Origin of the sequence: Actinoplanes sp. NBRC 101535, assembly GCF_030269225.1 — a bacterium.
Classification (GTDB): domain Bacteria; phylum Actinomycetota; class Actinomycetes; order Mycobacteriales; family Micromonosporaceae; genus Actinoplanes; species Actinoplanes rectilineatus.
The window spans coordinates 25,996-48,463 of record NZ_BSSY01000029.1; the positions used below are offsets into that span (position 1 = coordinate 25,996).

The 22,468-nt window shown below is 71.5% G+C and carries 18 protein-coding genes, 1 pseudogene and 1 riboswitch; of the genes and pseudogenes, 8 read left to right on the forward strand and 11 right to left on the reverse strand.

Translation table 11 applies throughout. From position 1 onward, the window contains the following. The 5 genes from QSK32_RS43165 to QSK32_RS43185 form a co-directional block, all read right to left on the reverse strand. On the reverse strand, positions 1 to 205 hold a 205-nt coding region (locus QSK32_RS43165; protein ID WP_285475308.1), incomplete at its 3' end, for a hypothetical protein. Between the two features lie 157 nt (positions 206 to 362). Then, positions 363 to 1,742 carry an AAA family ATPase gene (locus QSK32_RS43170; RefSeq protein ID WP_285475309.1) on the reverse strand — a complete coding sequence of 460 codons (1,380 nt, stop codon included), beginning with the start codon at positions 1,740 to 1,742 and terminating at the stop codon, positions 363 to 365. A gap of 214 nt (positions 1,743 to 1,956) precedes the next feature. After that, positions 1,957 to 2,949, reverse strand: coding sequence for a C40 family peptidase (locus tag QSK32_RS43175; RefSeq protein ID WP_052721318.1), 993 nt, complete (start codon positions 2,947 to 2,949; stop codon positions 1,957 to 1,959). 16 nt (positions 2,950 to 2,965) lie between these two features. Then, a riboswitch (cyclic di-AMP (ydaO/yuaA leader) is annotated at positions 2,966 to 3,098 on the reverse strand. Between the two features lie 119 nt (positions 3,099 to 3,217). Next, positions 3,218 to 4,126 (reverse strand): M56 family metallopeptidase, encoded by a 909-nt coding sequence (locus QSK32_RS43180; protein WP_045748470.1) that lies wholly within the window; start codon positions 4,124 to 4,126, stop codon positions 3,218 to 3,220. Continuing rightward, entirely contained in the window at positions 4,123 to 4,479 is a 357-nt protein-coding gene (locus QSK32_RS43185; RefSeq protein ID WP_045748471.1) for a BlaI/MecI/CopY family transcriptional regulator, read from the reverse strand. The genes QSK32_RS43180 and QSK32_RS43185 overlap by 4 nt, the downstream gene beginning before the upstream one ends. A gap of 80 nt (positions 4,480 to 4,559) precedes the next feature. Between QSK32_RS43185 and QSK32_RS43190 the strand changes: the two genes are divergently transcribed. Both QSK32_RS43190 and cydB read left to right on the forward strand, forming a co-directional pair. After that, positions 4,560 to 5,975 (forward strand): cytochrome ubiquinol oxidase subunit I, encoded by a 1,416-nt coding sequence (locus QSK32_RS43190; protein ID WP_045748472.1) that lies wholly within the window; start codon positions 4,560 to 4,562, stop codon positions 5,973 to 5,975. Positions 5,976 to 5,986: 11 nt separating this feature from the next. Continuing rightward, positions 5,987 to 6,967, forward strand: coding sequence for a cytochrome d ubiquinol oxidase subunit II (gene cydB / locus QSK32_RS43195; protein ID WP_045748473.1), 981 nt, complete (start codon positions 5,987 to 5,989; stop codon positions 6,965 to 6,967). A gap of 163 nt (positions 6,968 to 7,130) precedes the next feature. On the opposite strand, the gene QSK32_RS43200 is transcribed toward cydB, so the two are convergent. Next, positions 7,131 to 7,307, reverse strand: a complete 177-nt coding sequence (locus QSK32_RS43200) for a hypothetical protein (protein ID WP_285475310.1) — start codon at positions 7,305 to 7,307, stop codon at positions 7,131 to 7,133. A 31-nt stretch (positions 7,308 to 7,338) separates the two neighbouring features. On the opposite strand from QSK32_RS43200, the gene cydC reads away from it, so the two are divergent. From cydC to QSK32_RS43220, 5 genes and pseudogenes are all read left to right on the forward strand, one after another. Further along, complete coding sequence (cydC, locus tag QSK32_RS43205) at positions 7,339 to 10,695, forward strand: thiol reductant ABC exporter subunit CydC (RefSeq protein WP_285475311.1); 3,357 nt, start codon at positions 7,339 to 7,341, stop codon at positions 10,693 to 10,695. A gap of 22 nt (positions 10,696 to 10,717) precedes the next feature. Continuing rightward, the gene (locus tag QSK32_RS43210; RefSeq protein WP_045748475.1) at positions 10,718 to 11,272 is read left to right on the forward strand and encodes a TetR/AcrR family transcriptional regulator; all 555 of its coding nucleotides are present in this window, start codon (positions 10,718 to 10,720) and stop codon (positions 11,270 to 11,272) included. A gap of 212 nt (positions 11,273 to 11,484) precedes the next feature. Further along, positions 11,485 to 12,432 (forward strand): annotated as a pseudogene (locus QSK32_RS45800) (GAF domain-containing protein); the annotation flags it as partial. A 75-nt stretch (positions 12,433 to 12,507) separates the two neighbouring features. Continuing rightward, positions 12,508 to 12,939, forward strand: a complete 432-nt coding sequence (locus QSK32_RS45805) for a methyl-accepting chemotaxis protein (protein WP_425394702.1) — start codon at positions 12,508 to 12,510, stop codon at positions 12,937 to 12,939. Between the two features lie 152 nt (positions 12,940 to 13,091). After that, positions 13,092 to 13,772 carry a carbonic anhydrase gene (locus QSK32_RS43220; protein ID WP_281179164.1) on the forward strand — a complete coding sequence of 227 codons (681 nt, stop codon included), beginning with the start codon at positions 13,092 to 13,094 and terminating at the stop codon, positions 13,770 to 13,772. A gap of 1,254 nt (positions 13,773 to 15,026) precedes the next feature. On the opposite strand, the gene QSK32_RS43225 is transcribed toward QSK32_RS43220, so the two are convergent. Together QSK32_RS43225 and QSK32_RS43230 are read right to left on the reverse strand one after the other, a co-directional pair. After that, positions 15,027 to 16,193, reverse strand: a complete 1,167-nt coding sequence (locus QSK32_RS43225) for a glycosyltransferase family 9 protein (protein ID WP_285475312.1) — start codon at positions 16,191 to 16,193, stop codon at positions 15,027 to 15,029. 77 nt (positions 16,194 to 16,270) lie between these two features. Continuing rightward, positions 16,271 to 17,218 carry a TIGR03557 family F420-dependent LLM class oxidoreductase gene (locus QSK32_RS43230; RefSeq protein WP_045744817.1) on the reverse strand — a complete coding sequence of 316 codons (948 nt, stop codon included), beginning with the start codon at positions 17,216 to 17,218 and terminating at the stop codon, positions 16,271 to 16,273. Positions 17,219 to 17,342: 124 nt separating this feature from the next. Between QSK32_RS43230 and folP the strand changes: the two genes are divergently transcribed. Further along, a complete protein-coding gene (gene folP / locus QSK32_RS43235; protein ID WP_245674112.1) occupies positions 17,343 to 18,143 on the forward strand; it encodes a dihydropteroate synthase in 801 nt (266 codons plus the stop codon). Between the two features lie 3 nt (positions 18,144 to 18,146). On the opposite strand, the gene QSK32_RS43240 is transcribed toward folP, so the two are convergent. The 3 genes from QSK32_RS43240 to QSK32_RS43250 form a co-directional block, all read right to left on the reverse strand. Beyond that, the gene (locus tag QSK32_RS43240) at positions 18,147 to 19,946 is read right to left on the reverse strand and encodes a LamG domain-containing protein (RefSeq protein WP_245674111.1); all 1,800 of its coding nucleotides are present in this window, start codon (positions 19,944 to 19,946) and stop codon (positions 18,147 to 18,149) included. Positions 19,947 to 20,011: 65 nt separating this feature from the next. Continuing rightward, the gene (locus QSK32_RS43245) at positions 20,012 to 20,974 is read right to left on the reverse strand and encodes an NAD-dependent epimerase/dehydratase family protein (protein WP_045744815.1); all 963 of its coding nucleotides are present in this window, start codon (positions 20,972 to 20,974) and stop codon (positions 20,012 to 20,014) included. Between the two features lie 13 nt (positions 20,975 to 20,987). Beyond that, a complete protein-coding gene (locus QSK32_RS43250) occupies positions 20,988 to 22,247 on the reverse strand; it encodes a nucleotide sugar dehydrogenase (protein WP_045744814.1) in 1,260 nt (419 codons plus the stop codon). Between the last annotated feature and the right edge of the window lie 221 nt (positions 22,248 to 22,468).

A 22,468-nucleotide genomic window follows, 5' to 3' on the forward strand; every position in this document is an offset into this window, starting at 1 on the left:
CACCGATGGGGGTGTGGTGAATACGGGCGCGCTGGACACCCCAATTCACCACACCGATGGGGGTGTGGTGAATACGGGCGCGCTGGACACCCCAATTCACCACACCGATGGGGGTGTGGTGAATACGGGCGCGCTGGACACCCCAATTCACCACACCGATGGGGGTGTGGTGAATACGGGTGGTCAGCGCGCCCGAAGTCACCACGCAGGCGGACCCTGACTGCGAATGTGGCTAGTCCGGTGTGCGCCGGCGTCTGCTGGGGCGGCTCGGCTGCCGGGCCGGCGGTGACGGTGGCGCCTGGCTCGGGCCGCATTGGTGGGCACCGGGCCGGGTCAACGGATTTTGCGCTTCTTCAAGCGGGTCAACGGATTTTGCGCTTCTTCAAGTAGGCGGCCAGGTCGTCGTATTCGCCGCTCTCGTTGGCGAACATGGCCACGTTGCGGGCGGTGGCGAACCAGCTGTCCGTGGACGGGCGGACCTCGCGGGCGGCGGCCAGCATGTCCGCCTGGCTGATCATGCGGACTTCGCCGGTGGCGATGGAGTCGCGCATGGCGTACTCGGCGGCGGTCTCGCACAGGTGGGCCAGGTCCGCGCCCGAGTAGTGGTCGGTGGCGGCGGCCACCGCGTCGAGGTCGATGCCGGCCACCGGGCGGTCCCGGAGGTGGTACTCCAGGATCGCGGCGCGGGCGGGGCCGTCCGGCGGCAGCACCAGCACGGTGCGGTCCAGGCGGCCGGGGCGGCGCAGGGCCGCGTCCACGTCCCATGGTGCGTTCGTCGCGGCCAGGACGAACACACCGTCGTTGCCGCCGTCCACGCCGTCGAGTTCGGTGAGGAGCTGATTCACCACGGTACGCATGGACGACTGCAACTGGCTGCGTTTGTGCCCGAGGGCGTCGATCTCGTCCAGGAACAGTACGCACGGGGCGTGGCCGCGCGCCGATTCGAACAGGTCGTGGAGGTTGCGTTCCGAACTGCCGATCCACATGTTCAGTACGTCGGTGATGCTCAGCGAAATGAACGAGGCGCCCATCTCGCCTGCCACCGCGCGCGCCAGGAACGTCTTGCCACAGCCGGGCGGGCCGTAGAGCAGCAGACCACCGCGCAGGCTCTTACCGAACAGGGTCCGCAGTTTCGGGTTCCGCAGCGGGCCGAGGAACGACACCTCGAGACGCTTCTTGACGTCGGCCATGCCGCCGACGTCGGCGAGGGTGACGCCGGAGCGTTCCACGTCGAAGGAACGGTCGGCGTGGCCGCGGACCGGGTCGACGCCATCACCGGACGACGAGCTTTCCGGCCGGGAGAAACGCGGCGGAACCACATCGCCGAACTGCTGTTCCATCGCCGCCCAGTCGATACCTGACGGCGGAATCGGACCACCGGGCCCGGAAGGAGATGCAGTCTCGGAAGGAGATGCGGTCTCGGAAGGGAATGCAGGCGCGGAGGGGGATGCAGGCGCGGAGGGGGATGCAGGCGCGGGAGGAGATGCAGGCGCGGAGGACGGAGCGGAAGGGGCTGTCGGCACGGGAGGCGACGGCGGGACGGGGTTGCCCAGTGCCCGGGCCATCAACTGCTGTGCTCCGACGTTCGCGGGATCCTGGGCCAGGGCCTGCGCGACGTGCCCGATCGCCTCGGCGCCACGGCCCGCGGCCACCAGCATCTCGGCCAGGTGCAACCGCAGTGGCAGGTCGTCCGGCTGGGCCTGCACCGCCGCGGCGAGGCTATTGATCAAGGCATCGCTCATGACAGGCGATTATGCCCGCGCCGGTGGCCGGCCTGCTCACGGCAAGCCGGGGCCGCGCTCGCTCGACGCCGGGTTGAGACCTGAAACACCGGATGGCGACGGTACGGGCTCAGGCCGTACCCCCGAGAAGGCCGGCCTGAAGGGGAGAGAAGGTGGAAGGCCGCCCACACCGAAGTGTGAGCGGCCTTCCGGAGAACAGCGGAACAGGAGCCGATCAGGCCGGCCGCCGGTATCCGGCGATCGAACCCGGACTTTCGATCTTCGCCATCCGCACGTAGTCGCCCGTGTGCGGGGCGTGCACCATCATGCCGCCGCCCACATAGATGGAGACGTGGTGCAGATCGGAGCCGTAGAAGATCAGGTCACCCGGCTGCAGTTCGCTGCGGCTGACCGACTTCGTGGTGCTCCACTGGGTCTTCGTGTAGTGGTAGAGACTGACGCCGACCGATCCCCACGCCTCTTTCGTCAGGCCGGAGCAGTCGTAGCTGCTCGGACCCTCCGCGCCGAAGACGTAGGGTTTGCCGATCAGGTCGCACGCCTTCTGGGCCGCGCGACCTCCCCGGTCGTTGGTGTAGTCGACCGGGCACGGACCGATCTTGAGTCCGCTCTTCGAGACCGTGGCGCTGCCGTAGGCTTCGATCCGGAGGTCCTGGAGCTCCTCGACCTTCGCCTCGATCGTCGTCTTCTTGGCCGAGAGGTCCTTGTCCCGGACGGCGATCTCGGCTGCCATCTTGTCGACGTCAGCCTTGTCGGCGGCGTACTTGTCCCGCAGTTTCGCCACTTCGGTGATGGACGCCTCCTGCCGGGAGGCGATCTGGTCGAGGAGTGTCAGCTTGTCCACCAGGCCGGTCGGCGAACCGGTCACCAGCATCGCGTTCATCGCGCTGGGTGGCCCCTGGATGTAGGCGTCCACCGCCAGGCCACGGACCTGCACCATGGCGGCATCGACCTTCTTCTGCAACGGCGCGAGGGTCGCGGCAAGCTCTTTCTGCTGTTTCTTCAGCTCTTTGAGCTTGCTGTGCACGTCGTTGTACTCCTCGATGACGGGCTCCAGCTTGTTCCACTGCTCGTCGATCTGATCTTCGATCTTCGAGGGGTTGGGTGCCGCGTGGGCGGCTGCCGGGCCCGTGACAACAACTCCGGCCGCCGCGACGGCACAGAGCACGATGCGCAGAAAACCGACGCGACGCGCGCCTATCCGCTTCACGTGGGTGTGTTGTCCTTTCTTCCTACTCAGCCGCCGACCGGGTTAGCTGACGGGTTCGAGCGGGAAGCACGCCCGGCCGCGTTTCCGCGGCTTCACCCCATGAACCTGGGTTCCCGGCTCGCACGAGGGCGATTAGGCGGTGGTCCGTCAGATCGGCCGGTTGGACGATGGGGGACTGCCGAACCGGGGACAACCGTACTCGGATCATGCGGGCAAATGAAGCGCGCATCGTACCGGAAACCCTGCGCACCTGCAGTAATACCGAGGGTTACCGAAATGGCCATGCGTCGAGGGCCCGAGCCAGCCAGGGCACCACGAGCACTACGGTCGGTAACACCAGCAGGCCGATCGCGGCGGCCGTGGCGAGCACGGTGAGGGGCCGCGACGAGCGTGCCGGGCCGGCCATCCGATCGAGCCTCCGCCGCGTCTCGGCGGCCGGGTCGGCGGGCGCCGCCTCACCGAGGGGCGCCGGGTGGGCGAGCCGGGACAACGCGGCCCGCAGCGGTTCCGGCCCGGTGCGGCGGCGTGCGGCGTCGTCCGCCACCATCTCCAGCAGCAGGTGTACGGCGTCAAGCGACGCCCGGCTGCGCAGTGGTGCCGGGACCGCCTGGTAGAACGCGGTGAACGACTCCATCACGAGTTCATGCCGGTGCCGCAGGTGGGCCCGTTCGTGGGCCAGCACGGCGTCGACCTGTTCCGGGTCCAGGACCTGCAGCACGGCCCCGCTGAGCACGACGCGCGGCGACCGTCCGGGCACGCAGTACGCCAGGGGCAGCGCGCCGTCCAGCACGCGCACCTCGGCGCCGCTGAAGGTGCGGCGCTGCTCGGCCCGGTCGAGCAGGTCGACGAGCATCCGGTGCCGCGCGCGCCGGGCCCGGGCGCGGTAGCTCACCCGGACCAGGGAGATCAGCAGCCGGATCACGATGAGGGCCGCGACCGCCAGCGAGAATCCGAGGGCCACCACCGTCTCCGGGTGCCGGGCGCCGGCCGCCCGGGACAGCTCCTCCGGGGCGGCGAGCACCACGCCGAGCGCGCAGAGGACGGCGGTCAGGGTCAGTGCCTGCCAGAGCAGCACGCCGGCGACCGGTGACCGGTCGGGCCAGCGGGCGTGGGCGAGGATGCCGGGTGCGATCAGCGACAGGGCCAGGCCGAGCGCACCGAGCGCCAGCGCGGTCACGACCGGGTCGTGGAGCGGGCCGCTTCGATCGCCGCGGCCAGGGCGTCCGGTGGGAGCTGCCCGACGAAGTACGCCAGGGCGGCGTCCCGGTCGGGGGTGGAACTCAGGGCGTCGAGCATCACCCCGGCGGTCATCTCCTCGCGGGTCTGCGCGGGGGCGTACCGGTAGGCGCGGTCGGAGCGTTGCTGCAGGACGAGACCCTTCTTCGCCAGCCGGTCGAGGACCGTCATGACGGTGGTGTAGGCCAGGTCACGGTCGCGGCTGAGCAGGTCGTGCACCTGTCGCACGGTCAGCGGTGCGGGCGCGTCCCACAGCTTCGTCATGACCTCCCGTTCGAGGTCGCCCATACCCATGTGGGGCAGTCTACGTCACCGCGTCGTACTACACGTCGTAGTATCTACTACGAAGCGTCGTAGAGGGGTGGGCCTGATCCATGGACGTGCTCGACTTGACCCGGCTGCAGTTCGCCGTGGTGACGATCTATCACTACCTGTTCGTGCCGCTGTCGATCTGTCTAGCGGTCACGGCGGCCGGTCTGCAAATCGCCTGGATGCGAACAAACAACGATAAATACTTACATCTCACGAAATTTGTGGGAAAGTTGCTGATTGTCACGTTCGCGGTCGGCGTGGTGACCGGTCTTGTGCAGGAATTCCAGTTCGGCTTGGGCTGGAGCGCCTTCGCCCGGTTCTACGGTGATGTGTTCGGCCCCACACTCGCCATCGAGGGCATGCTCGCCTTCTTCCTCGAGGCGACGTTCCTCGCCCTCTGGTACTTCGGCTGGGAGCGGCTCCCCCGTAGGGTGCACGCCGCCACCATCGTGGTCGTCGCCGTCGGCACCCTGCTCTCCGCGTACATCATCCTGGCCGCGAACTCGTTCATGCAGAACCCGATCGCGTACGCCCTGGATCCCGAGACCGGGCGCGCCCACCTGACCAGCTTCGCCGAACTGATGACCAACGAGGTCGTACTGGCCGCGTTCCCGCACACGATGGCCGGCGCGGCGATGGCCGGCGGCGGGGTGCTCCTGGCGATCGGCATGTGGCGGGCCCACGCCGACCCGGCGTTCACCACCCTCGGCCGGATCGGCGCGTGGACCACCCTGCTCGGCGGTCTCGGCACCGCGATCAGCGGCGACCACCTGGGCAAGGTGATGACCGCCGTGCAGCCGATGAAGATGGCCGCCGCCGAGGCGCTCTACGAGACCACCACCGGCGCGCCGTTCTCCGTCCTGGCGATCGGCGAGCTGGGCCACGACCGGCCGTTCTTCAGCATCGAGGTGCCGTACCTGCTGTCGTTCCTGGGTACCGGCTCGTTCGGCGGGACCGTCCAGGGCATCGACGACCTGCAGGCGCAGTACGTCGCGGAGTACGGCCCCGGCAGTTACGTCCCGATGATCCCGGTGGCGTTCTGGACGTTCCGCCTGATGATGGGCGCGGGCATCGCCGCGATGGCGTTCGCCGCCTTCTACCTGTGGAAGAACGCCGGCTTCACCAAGCGGATCCCGATGATGCCGGCACTCCTGCAGCCCGGCACCGGAACACCCCGCTGGTTCATGAAGCTCGTCCTGCTCGCCCCGATGCTGCCGGCCGCCGCCAACACCTTCGGCTGGATCTTCACCGAGACGGCCCGCCAGCCCTGGCTCGCGTTCGGCATCTCCACCACCGCCGAGGGCATCTCCCCCGGCCTGACCAGTGCCGAGGTGATCGCCTCGCTGGCCGGGTTCACCCTGGTCTACGGTCTGCTCGCGATCGCCTGGATCCGCCTGGTCGTGCACCTGTCCCGCAAACCGCTCCGCGAACCCGAGAAGACCACGGACGCGGATCCCGAGCCGGCCCCCGCCTACTAGGAGCACCCAGCATGATCACGTTCTGGTTCGCGGTCCTCGTCCTCGCCTGGGTGCTCTACTTCGTCCTGGAGGGCTTCGACTTCGGCGTCGGCATCCTCACCCCGATCCTCGGCCGCGACGAGCACGAGCGCGGAGCCGTCATCCGTACGGTCGGCCCGTTCTGGGACGGCAACGAGGTGTGGCTGGTCGCCGCGGTCGGCGTCACCTTCGCCGCCTTCCCCGACTGGTACGCCGCGTGGATGTCCGCCCTCTACCTGCCGCTGGTCGGCGTCCTGCTGCTACTGGCGGTCCGCGGCGTCGCCCTGGAGTTCCGCGGCAAGCACGACGCGCCGTCCTGGCGCCGCCGCAGCGACCACCTGCTGGCCTGGAGTTCCGGCGGCATCGTGCTGCTCTGGGGCGCGATCCTCGGCGTCCTGGTCGACGGTCTGGCCCTGCGCGCCGACGGTGAGGTCGCGGGCACCGGCCTGAGCCGCAGCCTCGGCCCGCTGTTCTCCCCCGCCGCCGGGCTCGGCGCGCTCGCCGCGCTGCTCGCGGCGATCCTGCTGGGCGCGACCTTCCTCTCCCTGCGCACCACCGGCCCGGTCCGCCGCCGGGCCCGCGACCTGGCCCGCCACACCGGCACGTTCGGCGCGGTCGCCCTTCTCGTCCTCGGCGTGAGTACGGGCAACAGCATGGCTCTCGCCGCCGCGGCGATCGTGTTCGTCGCCGGACTGCAGGCGCGCCGTGCCCGGGAGGCGACCGCTTTCGGCGCCGTCGTGGTGGCCGTGGCCGCCACCGTCGTTGCGATCTTCACCGTGCACGGTGACGTGGTCCTGCGCAGCACTCTGGACCCGGCGTGGTCGCTGACCCGCGAGTCGGCCGCCGCCGGCCCCGAAGCCCTGAAGATCATCACCGTGGCCGGGGTCCTGATCCTGCCCGGCGTGATCGTCTACCAGCTCTGGTCGTACTGGGTCTTCCGCCGCCGGGTCGCCAGCGAACGAGTCCCCTCGTGACACCCACACCCACAACCCCCGACTCCCCCGACTCCCCCGGCTCCCCCGGCTCCCCCGGCTCCCCCGCCTCCCCCGACTCCCCCGACTCCCCCGACTCCCCCGACTCCCCCGCCTCTCCCGCCTCTCCCGGCGATCTTGGTGCGGAAGCCACCCCCATCGGTGGTCAACGCACCAAGATCGCCAAAACGAGCGGCACGGCAATCGGCGCGACGAACGGCACGACGAACGGGGCGGCAAACGGCACGGCAAACGGCGCGACGAACGGCGCGGCAATCGGCACGGCGAGCGGCGCGACGAACGGCACGACGAACGGCACGACGAACGGCACGACGAACGGCACGGCGAGCGGCGCCAAGGTGTCGCGGGGGCCGGTGGATCCGCGGCTGCTGAGGCACGCGGCGGCCAGCCGGGCCGGCATCGGGGTGCTGACGCTGATCGGCGCCGGTCAGGCCGCCGCCACCCTCGCCGTCGCGGTCGCCCTGTGCCGGCTGGTCGCCGGGCCCCGGGACCACGCGGTGGTCCTGCTCGCCGGAGCGTTCGCCGTGCGCGGCCTGCTGGCCTGGCTGGAACAGACGGTGGCCCGCCGCACCGCGGCCCGGGTCACCGACGAACTGCGGCGCTCCCTGGTGACCGCCGTGCTCCGGCGCGGTCCCGCCTGGGTGGCCGCGTTCGGGGCGGGCCGCCTGACCACGGTGCTCGGCACCGGGCTCGACGCGCTCCGCCCCTGGTTCTCCGGTTACCTCCCCTCGCTGATCCTCGGTGTGCTCCTCCCGCCCGCGGTGGTCGTCACGATGGCCGTCGTCGACCCGGCCTCGGCCACCGTCGCGCTGCTCACCCTCCCGCTGATCCCGGTCCTGGGCGCGCTGATCGGCTGGGCCACCCAGGCCCGCGCGCAGCAGCGCTGGGCCGCCGACGCCCGGCTCGCCGGGCACTTCCTGGACGTCGTCCGGGGCCTGGCCACCCTGAAGGTCTTCGGCCGGGCCGAACGGCAGACCACCGTCATCGCCGGGCTCACCGACCAGCACCGGCGGGCCACCCTGCGGGTGCTGCGGGTCGCGTTCCTGTCGTCGACGGCACTGGACCTGGTCGGCACGCTCTCGGTCGGCCTGATCGCGGTGCAGGCCGGCCTGCGGGTCGCGGCCGGCGACATGGCCCTGGCCCCGGCGCTGCTGGTGATCCTGCTGGCGCCGGAGGCGTACCGGCCGCTACGCGAGATGGCGGCCCGGTACCACGCCTCCACCGACGCCGCCGCGGTGATCGCCGACGTCGACGAGATCCTCACCGAGCCGCCGGCCGGCGGGCAGGAGACCGGGGACGGCGAGGCGGCGACCGTACGCCGGGCGCTGGGCCCGGTCGCGGCCGGCCGCTGGGGTGTCCGCGCCGCCGCGCTGACCGCCCGTTATCCCGGCTCGGTCACCGACGCGGTCCGCCTGGACGAACTCTGGGTCCGCGGCGGTGAACTGGTCGCCCTGCGCGGGCCGTCCGGGTCCGGCAAGACCACCGCGCTGCGGGTGCTCGCCGGTCTCCAGCCCGCCACGACGGGCGCGATCGCCGTCGGGCGCGCCTTCTACCTGCCGCAGCACCCCAGCCTGCCGCACGCGCGGACCGTCGCCGAGGTCTTCCCGCCGGGCACCGCCGACGAGGAGATCCGCTACGCGCTGCGGACCACCGGACTGGACACCGAGGTCACCGGCGGGACGGCGCTGGGTGAGGCGGGCCGGGGTGTCTCCTCCGGCCAGCGTCAGCGTCTGGCACTGGCGGCGCTGCTGCACCGCGCCGAGCGGGCCCTGCTCGAGCAGCGGACCGGCGAGGCGACCGAGGCGGTGGTGACGCTGCTGCTCGACGAGCCGACCGCGCACCTGGACGCAGACGGCGAGGCCCGGATGATCGCCCGGCTGCGCGAGTTCACCGCCCGGGGCTGTGCCGTGCTGGTCGTCGCCCACCGCCCGGCCCTGCTGGAGGCCGCCGACCGCCAGGTCACCATCGAGGCGCCCGCGCCGGCGACGACGGTGGCTGCGACAGCGACGGTGGCGGCGACAGCTCCCGCGGCGCCGGCAGTGGTGCCGGCGAGAAGCCCCGGAACGCCACAGCCGCCGGCGAGTCCCGAGGCACCGCGGGAGGAGCGGTCCCGCTGGTGGGCACGTCCCGCCACGGCGGTCGTCCTCGGCGCGGGCTCCTCGCTCGCCGGCATCCTCCTCACCGGCGCCGCCGCCTGGCTGCTGGTGCGGGCCGCCACGCTCCCTCCGGTGCTCACGCTGTCCGCCGCGGTCGTCCTGGTCCGCGGCAGTGCCGTCGCCCGGCCGCTGCTGCGCTACCTCGAACGTCTGGTCGCGCACGACGTCGCCTTCGCCCGGCTGGGCGCCCGGCGGGCCGGCGTCTACGCCGACCTGATCCCGCGGGTGCCCGGGCCCCGGCTCAACCGGCGCGGTGACCTGCTGACCCGGCTGGTCGACGACGTCGACGCCCGGGTGGACGGCCTGCTGCGCGGTCGTCTGCCGCTGGCCGCGGCGATCGGGACCGTCACGGTGGCGGCGCTGGCGGCCGGTCTCGCCGATCCGCTGCTGGCGGCGCCTCTCGCGCTGGGGGTGCTGGTCGCCGGGGTGCTCGCCCCCGTGATCGCCGGACGACTGGCGGCCCGGCAGGAGGCGGCCACCGGCGAGGCGCGCGCCCGGCTGCGGGACGCGATGGTCGAAACGGTGGCCGGCGTCGAGGACCTCAGCAGCGGGAACGGTGCTTCGGACGTACCCCACCGGAGAAGCCGGAGGCTCGCGGAGCTGGAGGCGCGGGCGGCGCGCAACGCCGGTCTGGCCGCGGCGCTGGCCCACTGCGGGTGGGGTGCGGCAGCAACGGTGACCGCGATCGTGCTGGCGCGGTCCGGCCTGTCGGCGGAGTGGAGCGCGGTGGCCCTGCTCGGCATGATCACCCTGGGTGAGGCGGTGGTGACACTGCCCGAGGCCGCCATCGCCCGGCGCCAGGCCGCGGGCGCCGAGGACCGGGTGGCGAGCCTGGCCGCGGAGCCGATTCCCGCCGCCTCCCGGCCGGGAGACGGCGGCACCGTCACCACCGCTCCGGGGGTACGCGTGACCGCCCTCACCGCGGGCTGGGACCGTGACCGGGAACCGGCCTTCCGCGGCCTGGACCTGGACCTGCCGGCCGGCTCCCGGACCGCGGTCACCGGGGTCTCCGGCAGCGGCAAGTCCACCCTGGCAGCGGTGCTGGCGCGGCTGCTCGACCCGGTCGACGGCACGATCACGATCGACGGCCGGGACGCGGCCACCATCCCCGACGCGGAGTTCCGGCAGCGGGTGGCGCTGGTCGGCGACGAGACGGGGCACGTGTTCGCCTCGACGGTCCGGGAGAACCTGCGCCTCGCGGCACCCGGGGCGAGCGATCCGGAGCTGACCGCGGCGCTGGCCCGGGTCGGTCTCGGCGACTGGCACGCCGGCCTGCCGGACGGTCTCGGCACCTGGCTGGGTGCCGGCGGCAGCACCCTCTCCGGTGGTCAGCGGCGGCGGCTGGCGACCGCGCGGGCGCTGGTCGCCGAACCGGGCCTGCTGATCCTGGACGAGCCGACCGAGGGCATCGACGAGGCGGGCGCGAAGGAGCTGATGGCCGATCTGCTGGACGCGGCGTCCGGGCGTACCGTGCTGGTCTTCGCCCACCGGACGGACGGCCTGGACCTGGTCGACCGGATAGTTCCCTTCCCGCCCCATGTCCGGTTGGAGTAGTTAGTCCTTTACGCTGGCACGCATGGCACGCGCGCCGGCCCCGGGCACCCGCGACACGATCCTCACCGCGGCCGCCGGGCTCTTCTACGAGCACGGCGTCCGCGCCGTGGGCATGGCCCAGATCATCGACGTGGCCGGATGCGGCAAGAACCTGCTCTACCGGCACTTCGCCAGCAAGGCCGAACTGGCCGCCGCGTACCTGGAAACGGTCCGCCGCGAACGCGAACGCGCCGTCGCCGAAGCCCTGCGCTGGGCCGACACCCCCGCCGAACGGCTCCTCGCCCTGATCCGGGAGACCGCCGACACCATCGCCCGGCCCGGATACCGCGGCTGCGCCTTCCGCAACTATCTGACCGAGTTCCCCGGCGAGAACGACCGGCCCGCCCGGGTCGCCGCCACCTACCTCGCCGACTCCCGCACCCAGGTCGACCACCTGGTCCGGGCCCTCGGCACCCACGAACCGGACCTGCTCGCCGACCGCATCTGGCTGATCCTCGACGGCCTGCACTCCGGCACCCCCGCCCAGGCCCGCACCGCGGTGGGCTGGGTCGCCGAACTGGTCGGCCCGGCCGCCTGAATCGTTCGCCCCTTCCCGCCGGAGAAAGTCACGCGGATCCTCAACCCTCGCGGCCCGCTGCCGAATTGTCCCGCAACGAAGCGGCACACCGCCGCTTCACGGGGGGAGCCGGGTTGTTCAACAAGCGGAAGCAGCCGATGTCTGCACAGCTCAACGCGGAACTGGCCGAGGCCCGGCAGGACGTCCAAGCCGTCACCGCCACCGTGCGGGAGATGGAAAAGGCCAAGACCCCCGAAGAAGCCATCGGCAAGGCTCTCGCCCTCGTACGTGACCGCTTCGGCTGGGCGTACGCCTCCTACTGGCAGCTCGACAACACCGCCCAGGTGCTGCGATTCTCGCAGGAAAGCGGCAGCGTCACCGACGAGTTCCGCAAAGTCACCCTGGAAGCGAGCTTCGCCGAAGGCGTCGGCCTCTCCGGCCGGGCCTGGCGCAGCCGGGACCTGGTCTTCGTCAAGAACCTCGCCGACCTCACCGACTGCGTCCGGGCGCCCGCGGCGACCCGCGCCGGCGTCAAGAGCGGCGTCTGCCTGCCCCTCGTCGAGGACGGCAAAGTCGTCGGGACGATGGACTTCTTCGCCATGGAGGAACTCGACCCCACCGAGAGCCGCCTGAACGTGCTGCGCTCGGTCGGCGTGCTGGTCGGCGCCGCCCTGGGCCGCCTGCACGAGGAGGTCCGCCAGGAGAAGGCCACCCAGGACGTCGACGCCGTCTCCACCGTGATCCGGGAGATGACCCAGGCCACCAGCCGCGACCAGGCCCTGCGGTCCGCCCTGGAGACCATCCGCAAGGACTTCGACTGGCAGTACGGCTCGTTCTGGAAACTCGACGAGAACGACCAGGTGCTGCGCTTCGCCCTGGAATCCGGGGACGCCGGCGCCGAATTCCGCCGGGTCACCATGTCCGCCTCGTTCGCCAAGGGCGTCGGCCTCTCCGGCCGGGCCTGGGCCCGCGGCGACCTGGTGTTCGTCGAAGACCTCGGCGAACTGACCGACTGTGTACGCCGGCCGGCCGCGCAGGCCGCGGGCGTCAAGTCCGGTGTCTGCCTGCCGATCCGGATCAACGGCCAGATCGTCGGGACGATGGACTTCTTCGCCACCCGCACCCTGATCATGTACCCGGGACGGGAGAGCGCGCTGCGGAACACCGCATTCCTGGTCGGACAAGCCCTGGAACGTTTCTCCTCCACCGAACACCTGCACAGCGCCGGCCGCGAACTCCTCGACTCGATCGCCGAGGTGGAACGCAACGTCGGCTCGGCCTCGGCCGTCGCCGCCAAGAGCGAACAGCTCACCGTCGAGGCCAACGAGCAGGTCGCCGCCCTCGGCGAAGCCAGCGCCGAGATCAACAAGGTGGTGCAGACCATCCAGTCGATCGCCGCCCAGACCAACCTGCTCGCCCTCAACGCCACCATCGAGGCGGCCCGGGCCGGCGAATCCGGCAAGGGCTTCGCCGTCGTCGCCGGCGAGGTCAAGGAACTCGCCCGGGAGACCGCCGAGGCGACCACCGAGGTCAGCCAGCGTGTCGCCACCATCCAGTCGCGCGTTGATGAGGTCACCGCATCACTCGCCCAGATCCACACCGCCGTCGAACAGATCAACGAGACCCAGGAACTGATCGGCGGCGTCCTCAAGGAGCAGGTCGCCACCACCGGCGCCATCCTCAACTGAACCTCGTCGCCACCACCGGCGCCAACTTCAACTGACCCTCGTCGCCACCACCGGCGCCAACCTCGACTGAACCTCGTCACCACCACCGGCGCCAACCTCAACTGAACCTCGTCACCAGCGCCAACCTCAACTGATCCTCAAGGAGTCACATCGTGTCGAACTTCAAGCCGCACAGCGTCGACGCCGGCGCGGACGAGTGCCCCTGGGCGCGGCTGCAGGAGGGCAACACCCGCTGGGTGGAGGGCCGCAGCACCGCCGAGGCGCACCGCAGCGGCGCCCGCCGGGCCGAATTGCAGGGCTCCCAGTCCCCGTTCGCCCTGGTGCTGGGCTGCTCGGACTCCCGGGTACCCGCCGAGATCCTCTTCGACCAGGGCCTCGGCGACCTGTTCGTGGTCCGCACCGCCGGCCACGTCGTCGACGCGGCGGTCCTCGGCTCGGTCGAGTACGCGGTGGGCGTCCTCGGCGTCTCCCTGATCGTCGTCCTCGGCCACGACGAGTGTGGTGCCGTCGCCGCCGCCGGAAAGATCATCGACAACGCGAAGGTGCCGCCGGGCTACATCCGCGACGTCGCCGAGCGCATCGCCCCGAACGTGCTGCGCGCCCGCCACGCCGGCGCGGACAACCCGGCCGCGGTGACCGCTCTGCACTCGGCGTACACGCTGGAGCAGGTCCGCCAGCGCTCGTCGATGGTGGACGAGGCGATCCGCCGCGGCATGGTGGAGGCGGTGTCCGCCCGATACTGCTTCAAGACCGGCAAGGTGCAGGCAGTCGACCCGCGCACCGGCGAGGCGGAGACCCAGCACACCCGGCTCCCCCACGTCCTGGCCGCCTGACGGACTCCGGCCGCCACGCTCCTCGGTAGGCGGCCCGCCTCCCACCCGTTTGCACACACTGCCGACTGTTTCCCGTTGCCGCTTGACACGCTCCGAGGGGCCGGCCCGTTCCCGGGCCGGCCCCTCGCGTTTCCCGGACTGTCTGCCGCCTTCCCGCCGACCTATCTGCCCGCCGGCACGCTGGTCCGCCTGCCTGCCTGCCCGCCCGCCGGCACGCTGGTCCGCCCGCCCGCCGACACGCTGGTCCGCCCGCCCGCCGACACGCTGGTCCGCCCGCCCGCTGGTCCGCTGGTCCGCCTGCCCGCCTGCCCGCTGGTCCGCTGGTCCGCCTGCCCGACTGCCCGACTGCCCGCTGGTCCGCTGGTCCGCTGGTCCGACTGCCCGACTGCCCGACTGCATGCTGGTCTGCCTACCTGCCGGCCCACCGGACATCGCCCCACGCGGCAAGCGCCCCCGATCACGAGATCGGGTGCACCCACCCACCCTTCCAAGGCGGCAAGCACCCCCAACCCCTTGATCGGGTAGACCCACCACCCCACACGACGGCCACCGCTCCCAACCACGTGATCGGGTGCAACCACCGGTCCCCAGCAGGCGGGGTTGCACCCAACCGCTTGATCGGGTGCAACCACCGGTCCCAGCGCGACGGCGAGCGCACCCGATCACTTGATCGGGGACGGCTACTGCCCCACCCGCTCCCACACAACGTGCTCACCCACCCGGCCAGGCAACACACGCACCCGACCCCGGCAGGAACCGCACCCGATCAAGGGGTCGGGTGCACCCACCAGCAACCACGAGACGATAGGCGCACCCAACCGCTTGATCGGGTGCAACCACCGGTCCCAACGCGACGGCCAGCACACCCGATCACTTGACCGGGGACGCCCACCACCCCGCACGCCGGCCAGCGCACCCAACCGCCTGATCGGGTGCAGCCACCACCCCCCACGCCGGCCAGCGCACCCGATCATTTGATCGGGTGCGCTGGCCGGCCGCGTGGGACGGTGAGCGTACCCAGCGGCTTGATCGGGAGCGGTCACTGGAGATGGTCACGACGTGCGACCGCGATCATGCCGTCTACGGGGCCTCCAGCGCACCCAATTGCCGGGTCGGGGCCGCCAGCGCACCCAATTGCCGGGTGAGGGACGGCCAGCGCACCCAATTGCCAGGTGAGACGGCCACCGCACCCAATTGCCAGGTGAGAGACGGCCACCGCACCCGATTGGCTGTGCGGGGCGGGCGGCTGCGGATTCAGGGGGTGGCGGCGACGGGGCGGGCGGACAGGGCCGCGGCGGCTTCGGTCAGGACCTCGTCTTCGGTGATCTTCAGCAGGGCAGGGTGGGGTGGGCCGGGTAGGTCGCCTCGATCGTTTCGGGTGCCGTGCCACAAGGTTCGGTGGAACTGGCGGTCGGGTGGTGGGCCGCACAACGCCGGCGAGATCGGGCCGTAGAGGGTCACCGACGGGGTTCGGAACCCGACCGCCAGGGCGGCTGTTCCCGCGTCGCCGCTGATCACCAGGGCTGCACGGGCTACCAGGGACAGCAGGTCCTCCAGGTCGGGACAGTGGATCGTGTCGGGGTCGAATCGTGCGGCTACGGCTACCTGGGTACACAGGTCGCGGTCGGCGGGGGAACCGGTGATCAGGACGTGGTGGCCGTCCCGGCGCAGGCGGTCTGCGACCGTCGCGAACCGTCCGAGTGGCCAGCGGCGGCCGGGTGACGGTGCTCCCGGGTAGAGGAGCACGGGTCTCTCCGGGAGACTCGAGATGTCACTGCCGGGACCATGCCTGCTCGGCTCGGCGGCGTCCGCTCCGCGGCCCGAGACATCCGGCATGACCGGGCTTGCGCCGGGGCGGCCCGTGTCCGGGACATCGCTGCGCCTCGCGACGGGACTGCCCTGGGTGGCGGGGATGCCCCTCGTGACGGAACTGCCCTGGGTGTCGGAACTGCCCTGGGTCGCGGCGATGCCCCTCGCGGCGGAACTGCCCTGGGTGGCGGGGAGTGACAGGTCCAGGTCGGACTCGTCGCACGGGACGCCGTAGTAGCGGATCAGCCGGCACCAGCGGCGAACCTCATGTTCCTCGTCGTGCCAGCCGGGGCCGTCGTGGTGGCCGGCCGGGCGGCTGGCGAACGCCCACAGCTCGCCGGGGCGCAGCGCCTGCAGGCGGCGGTGGGAGCCGGGGCCGGAACCGTGCAGGTTCACCGCGATCCGGGGCATGGCCGGGGCGGCGTCCAGCGGTTCCAGTTCGCCGGCCGGGACGATCCGGTCGATGCCGCCGATCGCCGCCGCCAGCGGGGCCAGCCGGGCGGGCGCGGCCACCGCCAGCGTCTCGCCGGGGAAGGCGGCCCGCAGAGCGCGCAGGGCCGGCGCCGCCCGGGCGAGATCTCCGGCGCCCAGGGCGCGCAAGGCGAGGATCATGGGGTACGGGTCTCCGCCCTCGTGCCGGCCGGTCGTGCTGACCCGTCGGCGGCCGGCCGCTCCGGTTGAGACTTCGATCAGAAACGGTCGCGGATCTCCTTGGTGAAGAAGTCCAGGAAACCGTCCGGATCGGGACCGGCGTTCATCAGCACGACGTGATCGAATCCTGCGTCGATGTGGGTACGGATCGCGTCCGCGTACGCCGCGGGATCGGGACCGACCACGAACCGTGACCGGATGTCCTCGGGCCGCACCGTCGCCGAGGCCGCCTCGAAGTTCGCCGGGTTCGGCAGTTCGGACATCACCTTCCAGCCGGTGACCGCCCACCGCGTGGTCCGGTGTGCTTCGGCGACCGCAGCCTCCTCGTCCGGCGCCCACGCCACCGGGATCTCCACGTAGCGCGGACCGCGCCCACCGGCCGCGGTGAACGTCTCCACCAGGTCGGCGCGGGGTTCGGTCGCGAACAGTCCGCTGCCGTGGGTGGCCGCCAACTCCGCCGCGCGGGTGCCGCCCGCCGCGACCGCGATCGACGGCGGCGTGTCCGGCAGGTCGAAGATCCGGGCGTCCTCGAGGCGCAGGTGCCGGCCGCGGTACGACTGGTAGCCGCCCCGCCACAGCAGGTTGATGATCTCCAAGGCTTCGGTCAGGCGCTCGTGGCGGTCGGTCACGTCGCCGAAGCCCTGGCCGACCACGTGTTCGTTGAGGCGTTCGCCGGAGCCGACGCCCAGCGTGAACCGCCCGTCCGCGATGATCGCCAGGGTGGCGGCGGCCTGCGCGACGATCGCCGGGTGGTAGCGCACCGACGGGCAGGTCACGCCGGTGGCGAGGCCGAGGGTACGGGTCTGGACGGCGATCGCGCTGAGCACGTTCCACGCGAACGGCGAGTGTCCCTGCACGTCCAGCCACGGGTGGAAGTGGTCGCTGATCTCGACGAAGTCGAATCCGGCCTGTTCGGCGCGGACCGCCTGGCGGATCAGTTCCTTCGGCCCGAAAGCCTCCGCGGCCAGCTTGTATCCGAGTCTCATGTCCCTGCCGTTCCCCTGCCCGGGGCGGGTAAACGGCCTGTTAGGGTCCCGAGGCGTGAGCGTAGACAGCACCCCGCGGGTGATCGGCGGGCGGACCTTCGACTTCGCCCGCCGGGTCGCCGTGATGGCGATCGTGAACCGGACGCCCGACTCGTTCCACGACCGGGGACGCACGTTCGCGCTGGAGCGGGCCACCGAGGCGGTCCGGTCGGCGGCCGCCGACGGGGCGGACTGGATCGACATCGGTGGGGTGCCGTTCGCGCCGGGTCCCGAGGTGTCCGTGGCGCAGGAACTGGACCGGGTGCTGCCGGTCGTCGAGGCGGCACGGGACCTGGCGGTGGTGTCGGTGGACACGTTCCGGCCGGAGGTCGCCAAGGAGGTGATCGCGGCCGGGGCCAGCGTCGTCAACGACACGTCCGGTCTGCGGGATCCGGCGATGGCCGCGGCGGTCGCCGGCACCGACGCGCAGCTGGTGATCTGTCACAGTCTCGCCGCGCCGCGGACACTGCATCCGCGTCCGCAGTACGGCGATGTGACCGCCGAGGTGGGCGCCTTCCTGCGGCAGCGCGTCGCCCTGGCGCTGGAGCACGGCGTACGCCCGGATCAGATCATCATCGACCCGGGTCACGACCTGAACAAGAACACCCTGCACTCGCTGGAGATCACCCGGCGGCTGGACGAGATCGCCGGGATCGGGTTCCCGTTGCTCGCCGCGCTCAGCAACAAGGATTTCATCGGCGAGACCCTGGACCGCCCGCAGCAGGAGCGGATGCCCGGCACGCTGGCCGCGGTGGTGTTCTGCGTCCTGCGCGGCGCCCGGATCATGCGGGTGCACGACGTGCGCGCCGCCACCGACGCGATCCGGATGACCGAGGCGATGCTGGGGTGGCGGGAGCCGGCGTACACCCGGCACAACATGTCCTGACCGTCAGCCGATGTGCACCCACAGGTCGTCGAGGGTGCCGTGGAACTGGTCGCCGTCCAGGCCGGTGCCCTTGCCGCCCACGGTGAACGGCTGGTCGCTCTCCACGCTCAGCCCGGTCGGCACCGGCACGCTCGCCTCCAGACGGTCGTCCACGACGATCGCCAGGGTCGGTCCGGTGCGCCGGCATTCCAGCGTGTGCCATTGGCCGTCGCTCACCGAGGTGCGGCTGCGGGCGATGTGGACCGGCCCGCCGGACTTGTCGCTCATGCCGCAGCTCGGCTTGCCGGACAGGCCGTCGACCTGCAGCTTGTACTGGCCACCGCCGGTCGCATAGCCTTTCTGCAGGATGTTCTCGCCGCGTCCGGTCTCCGCCGGGGAGAGCAGGACACCCGCGCCGTACCGCAGCGGCCGCGTTCCCGGGTTCAAATCGGCCGTCGCCTCGGCCTGCAGGATCAGGCGCGGGCAGGAGACTCCCGCACACTGCGCTGGGAACTTCAGCGCCTGGCCGTTGCCGTGCGACACCAGATGGGGTACGCCTCCGTTGCGCGTCACGGCCCGCAGCAGATGGCCGTGGCCGGAGCCGTCGTCGAAGGTCCCGTCCGCGATCGTGGTGTCGAAGTTGTACGACGCCACATAGTCCGGCCCGTCCGCGACCGCCGACTCCTGGCGGATCTGGGTGCTGTAGAACTCCGCGTACCGTTTCCGGGTCGCGCCGCCGATCACGGTGAAGTCACCGACCGCACTGATCGCGCCGAGCGGTGTGCTGGACGCCAGCTGCCGGGTGCCGGCCACCCCGTTCGCCTGCGGCGCCCAGTCGAGCAGGTTGCCCTCCCGGTCCACGGCGGCGAGTTTGCCGCGGGGCACCGAGCCGTCCGTGCAGATGCCGCGCGCCCCGTTGTTCGAGGTGGTGCAGGCCTTGTCGAAGTGGCCGCCGACGTAGACGACGTCGTCGAGTTCGGTGATCGCCTGCGCGTCGCCGTCGAACACCCGGGTCCAGCGGGTCTCGCCGGAGCGGGTGTACGACACGGCCCGTCCGCCCTGGCCGCCCAGTGCCGCGTACACGCCGTCCGGGTGGGCGTGCACGGCGAACACCTGGGAGACCGGTTTGGCCACGAAGCCGCGGTCCAGCACGCCGGTGGCCGGGTCGACGGCGCTGAGGCGCAGCGTGTTCCGCACGTTGTTGGTCCGGTGGAAACTGCCGCCGAGGTAGACCCGGTCGGTGGTCACCGACAGGGCGTGCACGGTGTCGTCGGTGGTCGGCGCCCACGGGTCGAGGGCCCCGGTGGCCAGGCTGAACGCGGCCAGGTTCGCGCGCGGCACCCCGTCGACGGCGGTGATCCGGCCGCCCAGGTAGAGCCGTCCCGCACCGGCGGCGAGCGCGTTGGGCTGGCCGAGCACGGTGTGGCGCATCGGGGTGAGCACCCCGTCGGACGCCCCGATCCCGGCCACCGCATCCCGGGGTACGCCGTTGACCCGGTCGAAGTCGCCGGCCGCGTACACGGTCTCGCCGGCGATCGCCAGCGCCCGCACGTTGGCGTCGGCGGCCGGCTGCCAGTCGAGCAGGTCACCGGTCCGCGAGTTGAACGCGGCGAGCCGGGCCCGCGGCACGGTACGGCCCGCGACGACGGCACTGGTGAAGTTGCCGCCGACGTAGACGGTGTCGCCGCGGTACGCGACCGCGTACACCGAGCCGTTGAAGGACGGGGAGGTGACCGGGTCGGTCGTGACGATCTCGGCGAACGCGGCCCCGCCGAGGGCCACCAGGAACGTCGCCAGTCCGACGATCAGGGTACGGCGCAGCACCGACTTACCGTTTTTGGGGATTTCAGCCACGTTGGGCTAACTTCCGGCACTCCCAAAGGTGTCGCTCAGGAAGCCCGCTCGTCGATGACCGTTTTGATGATGTCGTCCAGCCGGTACTGCGGGGCGTAGCCGATCAGCCGGCCGGCCAGGGTCAGATCCGGCATGCGGCGTTCCATGTCCTCGAATCCGGGGCCATAGGCCTCCCGGTAGGGCACAAACCGGACATCGCTGGCGGAGCCGGTGAGCTCCCGCACCCGGTCGGCCAACTCGGCGATCGACGCCTCCTCCCGGCCGCCCAGGTTGACCGCGCGGCCATGCGCCTCCGGCTCCGCCATCAGCGCCGCCATCGCCGGGACCACGTCGTGCACCGAGCCGAAGCAGCGGCGCTGCCGGCCGGTGCCGTGGACGGTGATCGGCTCACCGTTGAGCGCCTGGCCGACGAACCGGGGGACGACCATGCCGTATCGCCCGGTCTGACGAGAGCCCACCACGTTGAACAGCCGGAAGATCACGCAGGGCACACCGCTCGCCCGGCTGTGCTCCATGGCCACCAGTTCGTCGAGCCCCTTCGCCGCGGCATACGACCACCGGCTCTTCAGCGGAGACCCGAGGATCCGGTCGGCGTCCTCGTCCAGCAGCTCGGCGTCGTTCTTGCCGTAGATCTCGCTGGTGGAGGCGATGGCGTACGGGACGCCGTGCCGGGCCGCGGCCTCCACCACGTTCTCCGTGCCGTAAAGGTTGACGTGCAGCGATGCCAGCGGCTTGTCGACGATGGTGTGCACTCCGACCGCGGCAGCCAGGTGGAACACCAGTCCGGCCTCGGCCACGAGCTCGTCCACCAGCGCCTTGTCCATGATCGATCCCTGGACGAACCGCATCGCCGGTGACGACCGCAGATGGGCGATGTTCGCCGCGGACCCGGTCGACAGATCGTCCAGGATCAGCACCTCGTGCCCGAGGGCGACGAGGTGGTCGCACAGGTGCGAGCCGATGAAGCCCGCACCGCCGGTGACCAGTGCCTTCGCCATGTGGTCCTCTCACCTAGAGCCGTACGACGTTTCCCCGGCGCTGCAGCACGCCACGCGTGTCCAGCACCAGGCGGGCCTCACGGCCGATCATCTCCAGATCGAAGGCGCTGTGACTCTGCAACAGGACGACCAGGTCGGCCTCGGCGACCGCGCTGTCGAGCACCTGCTCACCGGGGATCAGGTGCTGGTCCACGGACCAGTGCCGGACGAACGGATCGCCGTACCTGATCCGGGCCCCCAGCCGACGCAGCGAGCGGGCCAGTGGCAGCGCGGGAGTCCCCCGCGCGTCGGCGACGTCGGACTTGTAGGTGATGCCGAGCAGCAGGATCTGCGAGCCGTTGACCGGTTTGCCGGCCTGGTTGAGCGTGTGCTGGATCCGGGTGAGCACCCAGGACGGCATCGCGTCGTTGATCTCCTGGGCCAGTTCGGCCATCCGGAACGGATAGCCGTGCCGGCGGACGGCGTGGGACAGGTAGGACGGGTCGACGGGGATGCAGTGGCCGCCGACGCCGGGGCCGGGCAGGAACTTCTGAAACCCGAACGGCTTGGTGCCGGCCGCCTCGATGGAGTCCCAGATGTCGACGCCGAGGTCGGCGCAGAACGTGGCCATCTCGTTGACCAGCGCGATGTTGACGGCGCGATACGTGTTCTCGATCAGTTTGGCCATCTCCGCCTCGCGGAGCCCGCGGGTCGGCGCCACCCGGGGAACGATCTTCCCGTAGAAGGCGACCGCCCGGTCACGACAGGCCGGTGTCAGGCCGCCGACCACCTTCGGCGTGTTGGCCAGCCCGAACTCACCGTTTCCCGGGTCGATCCGTTCCGGCGAGTAGGCGAGGTGGAAATCCACTCCGGCGGTCAGACCGGAACGCTCCAGGAGCGGGCGGACGACGGAGTCGGTGGTGCCCGGCCAGGTGGTGGACTCCAGGACGACCAGAGTGCCCGGCGTCAGGTTCTCCGCGATATCGGTGATCGCCTGGACGACGGCGGTGAGATCGGGCTGGTAAGCCTCCGCCAATGGCGTGGGCACGCATACCACAATAGTGTCGCTGAACGCCAGTTCCGCCGGGTCGGCGACCACGCGGAATCCGCCGTCGAGCATCGCTCTCAACTCGCCGTCCGACAGGTCGCCGACAGGTGAGAAACCGGCATTAAGTGACGCCACCCGCTCGCTATCGGAATCCACCCCGAGAACACGCAACCCGCGGGTCGCCGCCTCTCGGGCGAGTGGCATTCCGACATAGCCCAGGCCGACCACCGCCAGGTCGAAAGACATTCGCGAGCCGGGCGGATCATGTGCCATGGTCTGGCTGCTCTCCCACCCGGCGGCATCGCCGCGCCGCCGGAGCGGCTCCGGTGGATCGGCACGGACGTCCGCCCGCCCCGGCGGATGCATGATCTTGTCGCGCAACGGTGCCCCCCGATGCCCCGTCGAATTGCGGATGGAAACCGCCGTGACGGCGGGGTGGAGACCGGGCCCTGATCGGGCACGAGAGC

Coding starts and splice junctions, on each gene's coding strand:
- QSK32_RS43245 (WP_045744815.1), bottom strand. CDS start 20,974: ATGGCGAAGGCACTGGTCACCGGCGGTGCGGGCTTCATCGGCTCGCAC.
- QSK32_RS43190 (WP_045748472.1), top strand. CDS start 4,560: ATGGACGTGCTCGACTTGACCCGGCTGCAGTTCGCCGTGGTGACGATC.
- QSK32_RS43250 (WP_045744814.1), bottom strand. CDS start 22,247: ATGTCTTTCGACCTGGCGGTGGTCGGCCTGGGCTATGTCGGAATGCCA.
- QSK32_RS43210 (WP_045748475.1), top strand. CDS start 10,718: ATGGCACGCGCGCCGGCCCCGGGCACCCGCGACACGATCCTCACCGCG.
- QSK32_RS43230 (WP_045744817.1), bottom strand. CDS start 17,218: ATGAGACTCGGATACAAGCTGGCCGCGGAGGCTTTCGGGCCGAAGGAA.
- folP (WP_245674112.1), top strand. CDS start 17,343: ATGGCGATCGTGAACCGGACGCCCGACTCGTTCCACGACCGGGGACGC.
- QSK32_RS43185 (WP_045748471.1), bottom strand. CDS start 4,479: ATGGGTATGGGCGACCTCGAACGGGAGGTCATGACGAAGCTGTGGGAC.
- QSK32_RS43170 (WP_285475309.1), bottom strand. CDS start 1,742: ATGAGCGATGCCTTGATCAATAGCCTCGCCGCGGCGGTGCAGGCCCAG.
- QSK32_RS43225 (WP_285475312.1), bottom strand. CDS start 16,193: ATGATCCTCGCCTTGCGCGCCCTGGGCGCCGGAGATCTCGCCCGGGCG.
- cydB (WP_045748473.1), top strand. CDS start 5,987: ATGATCACGTTCTGGTTCGCGGTCCTCGTCCTCGCCTGGGTGCTCTAC.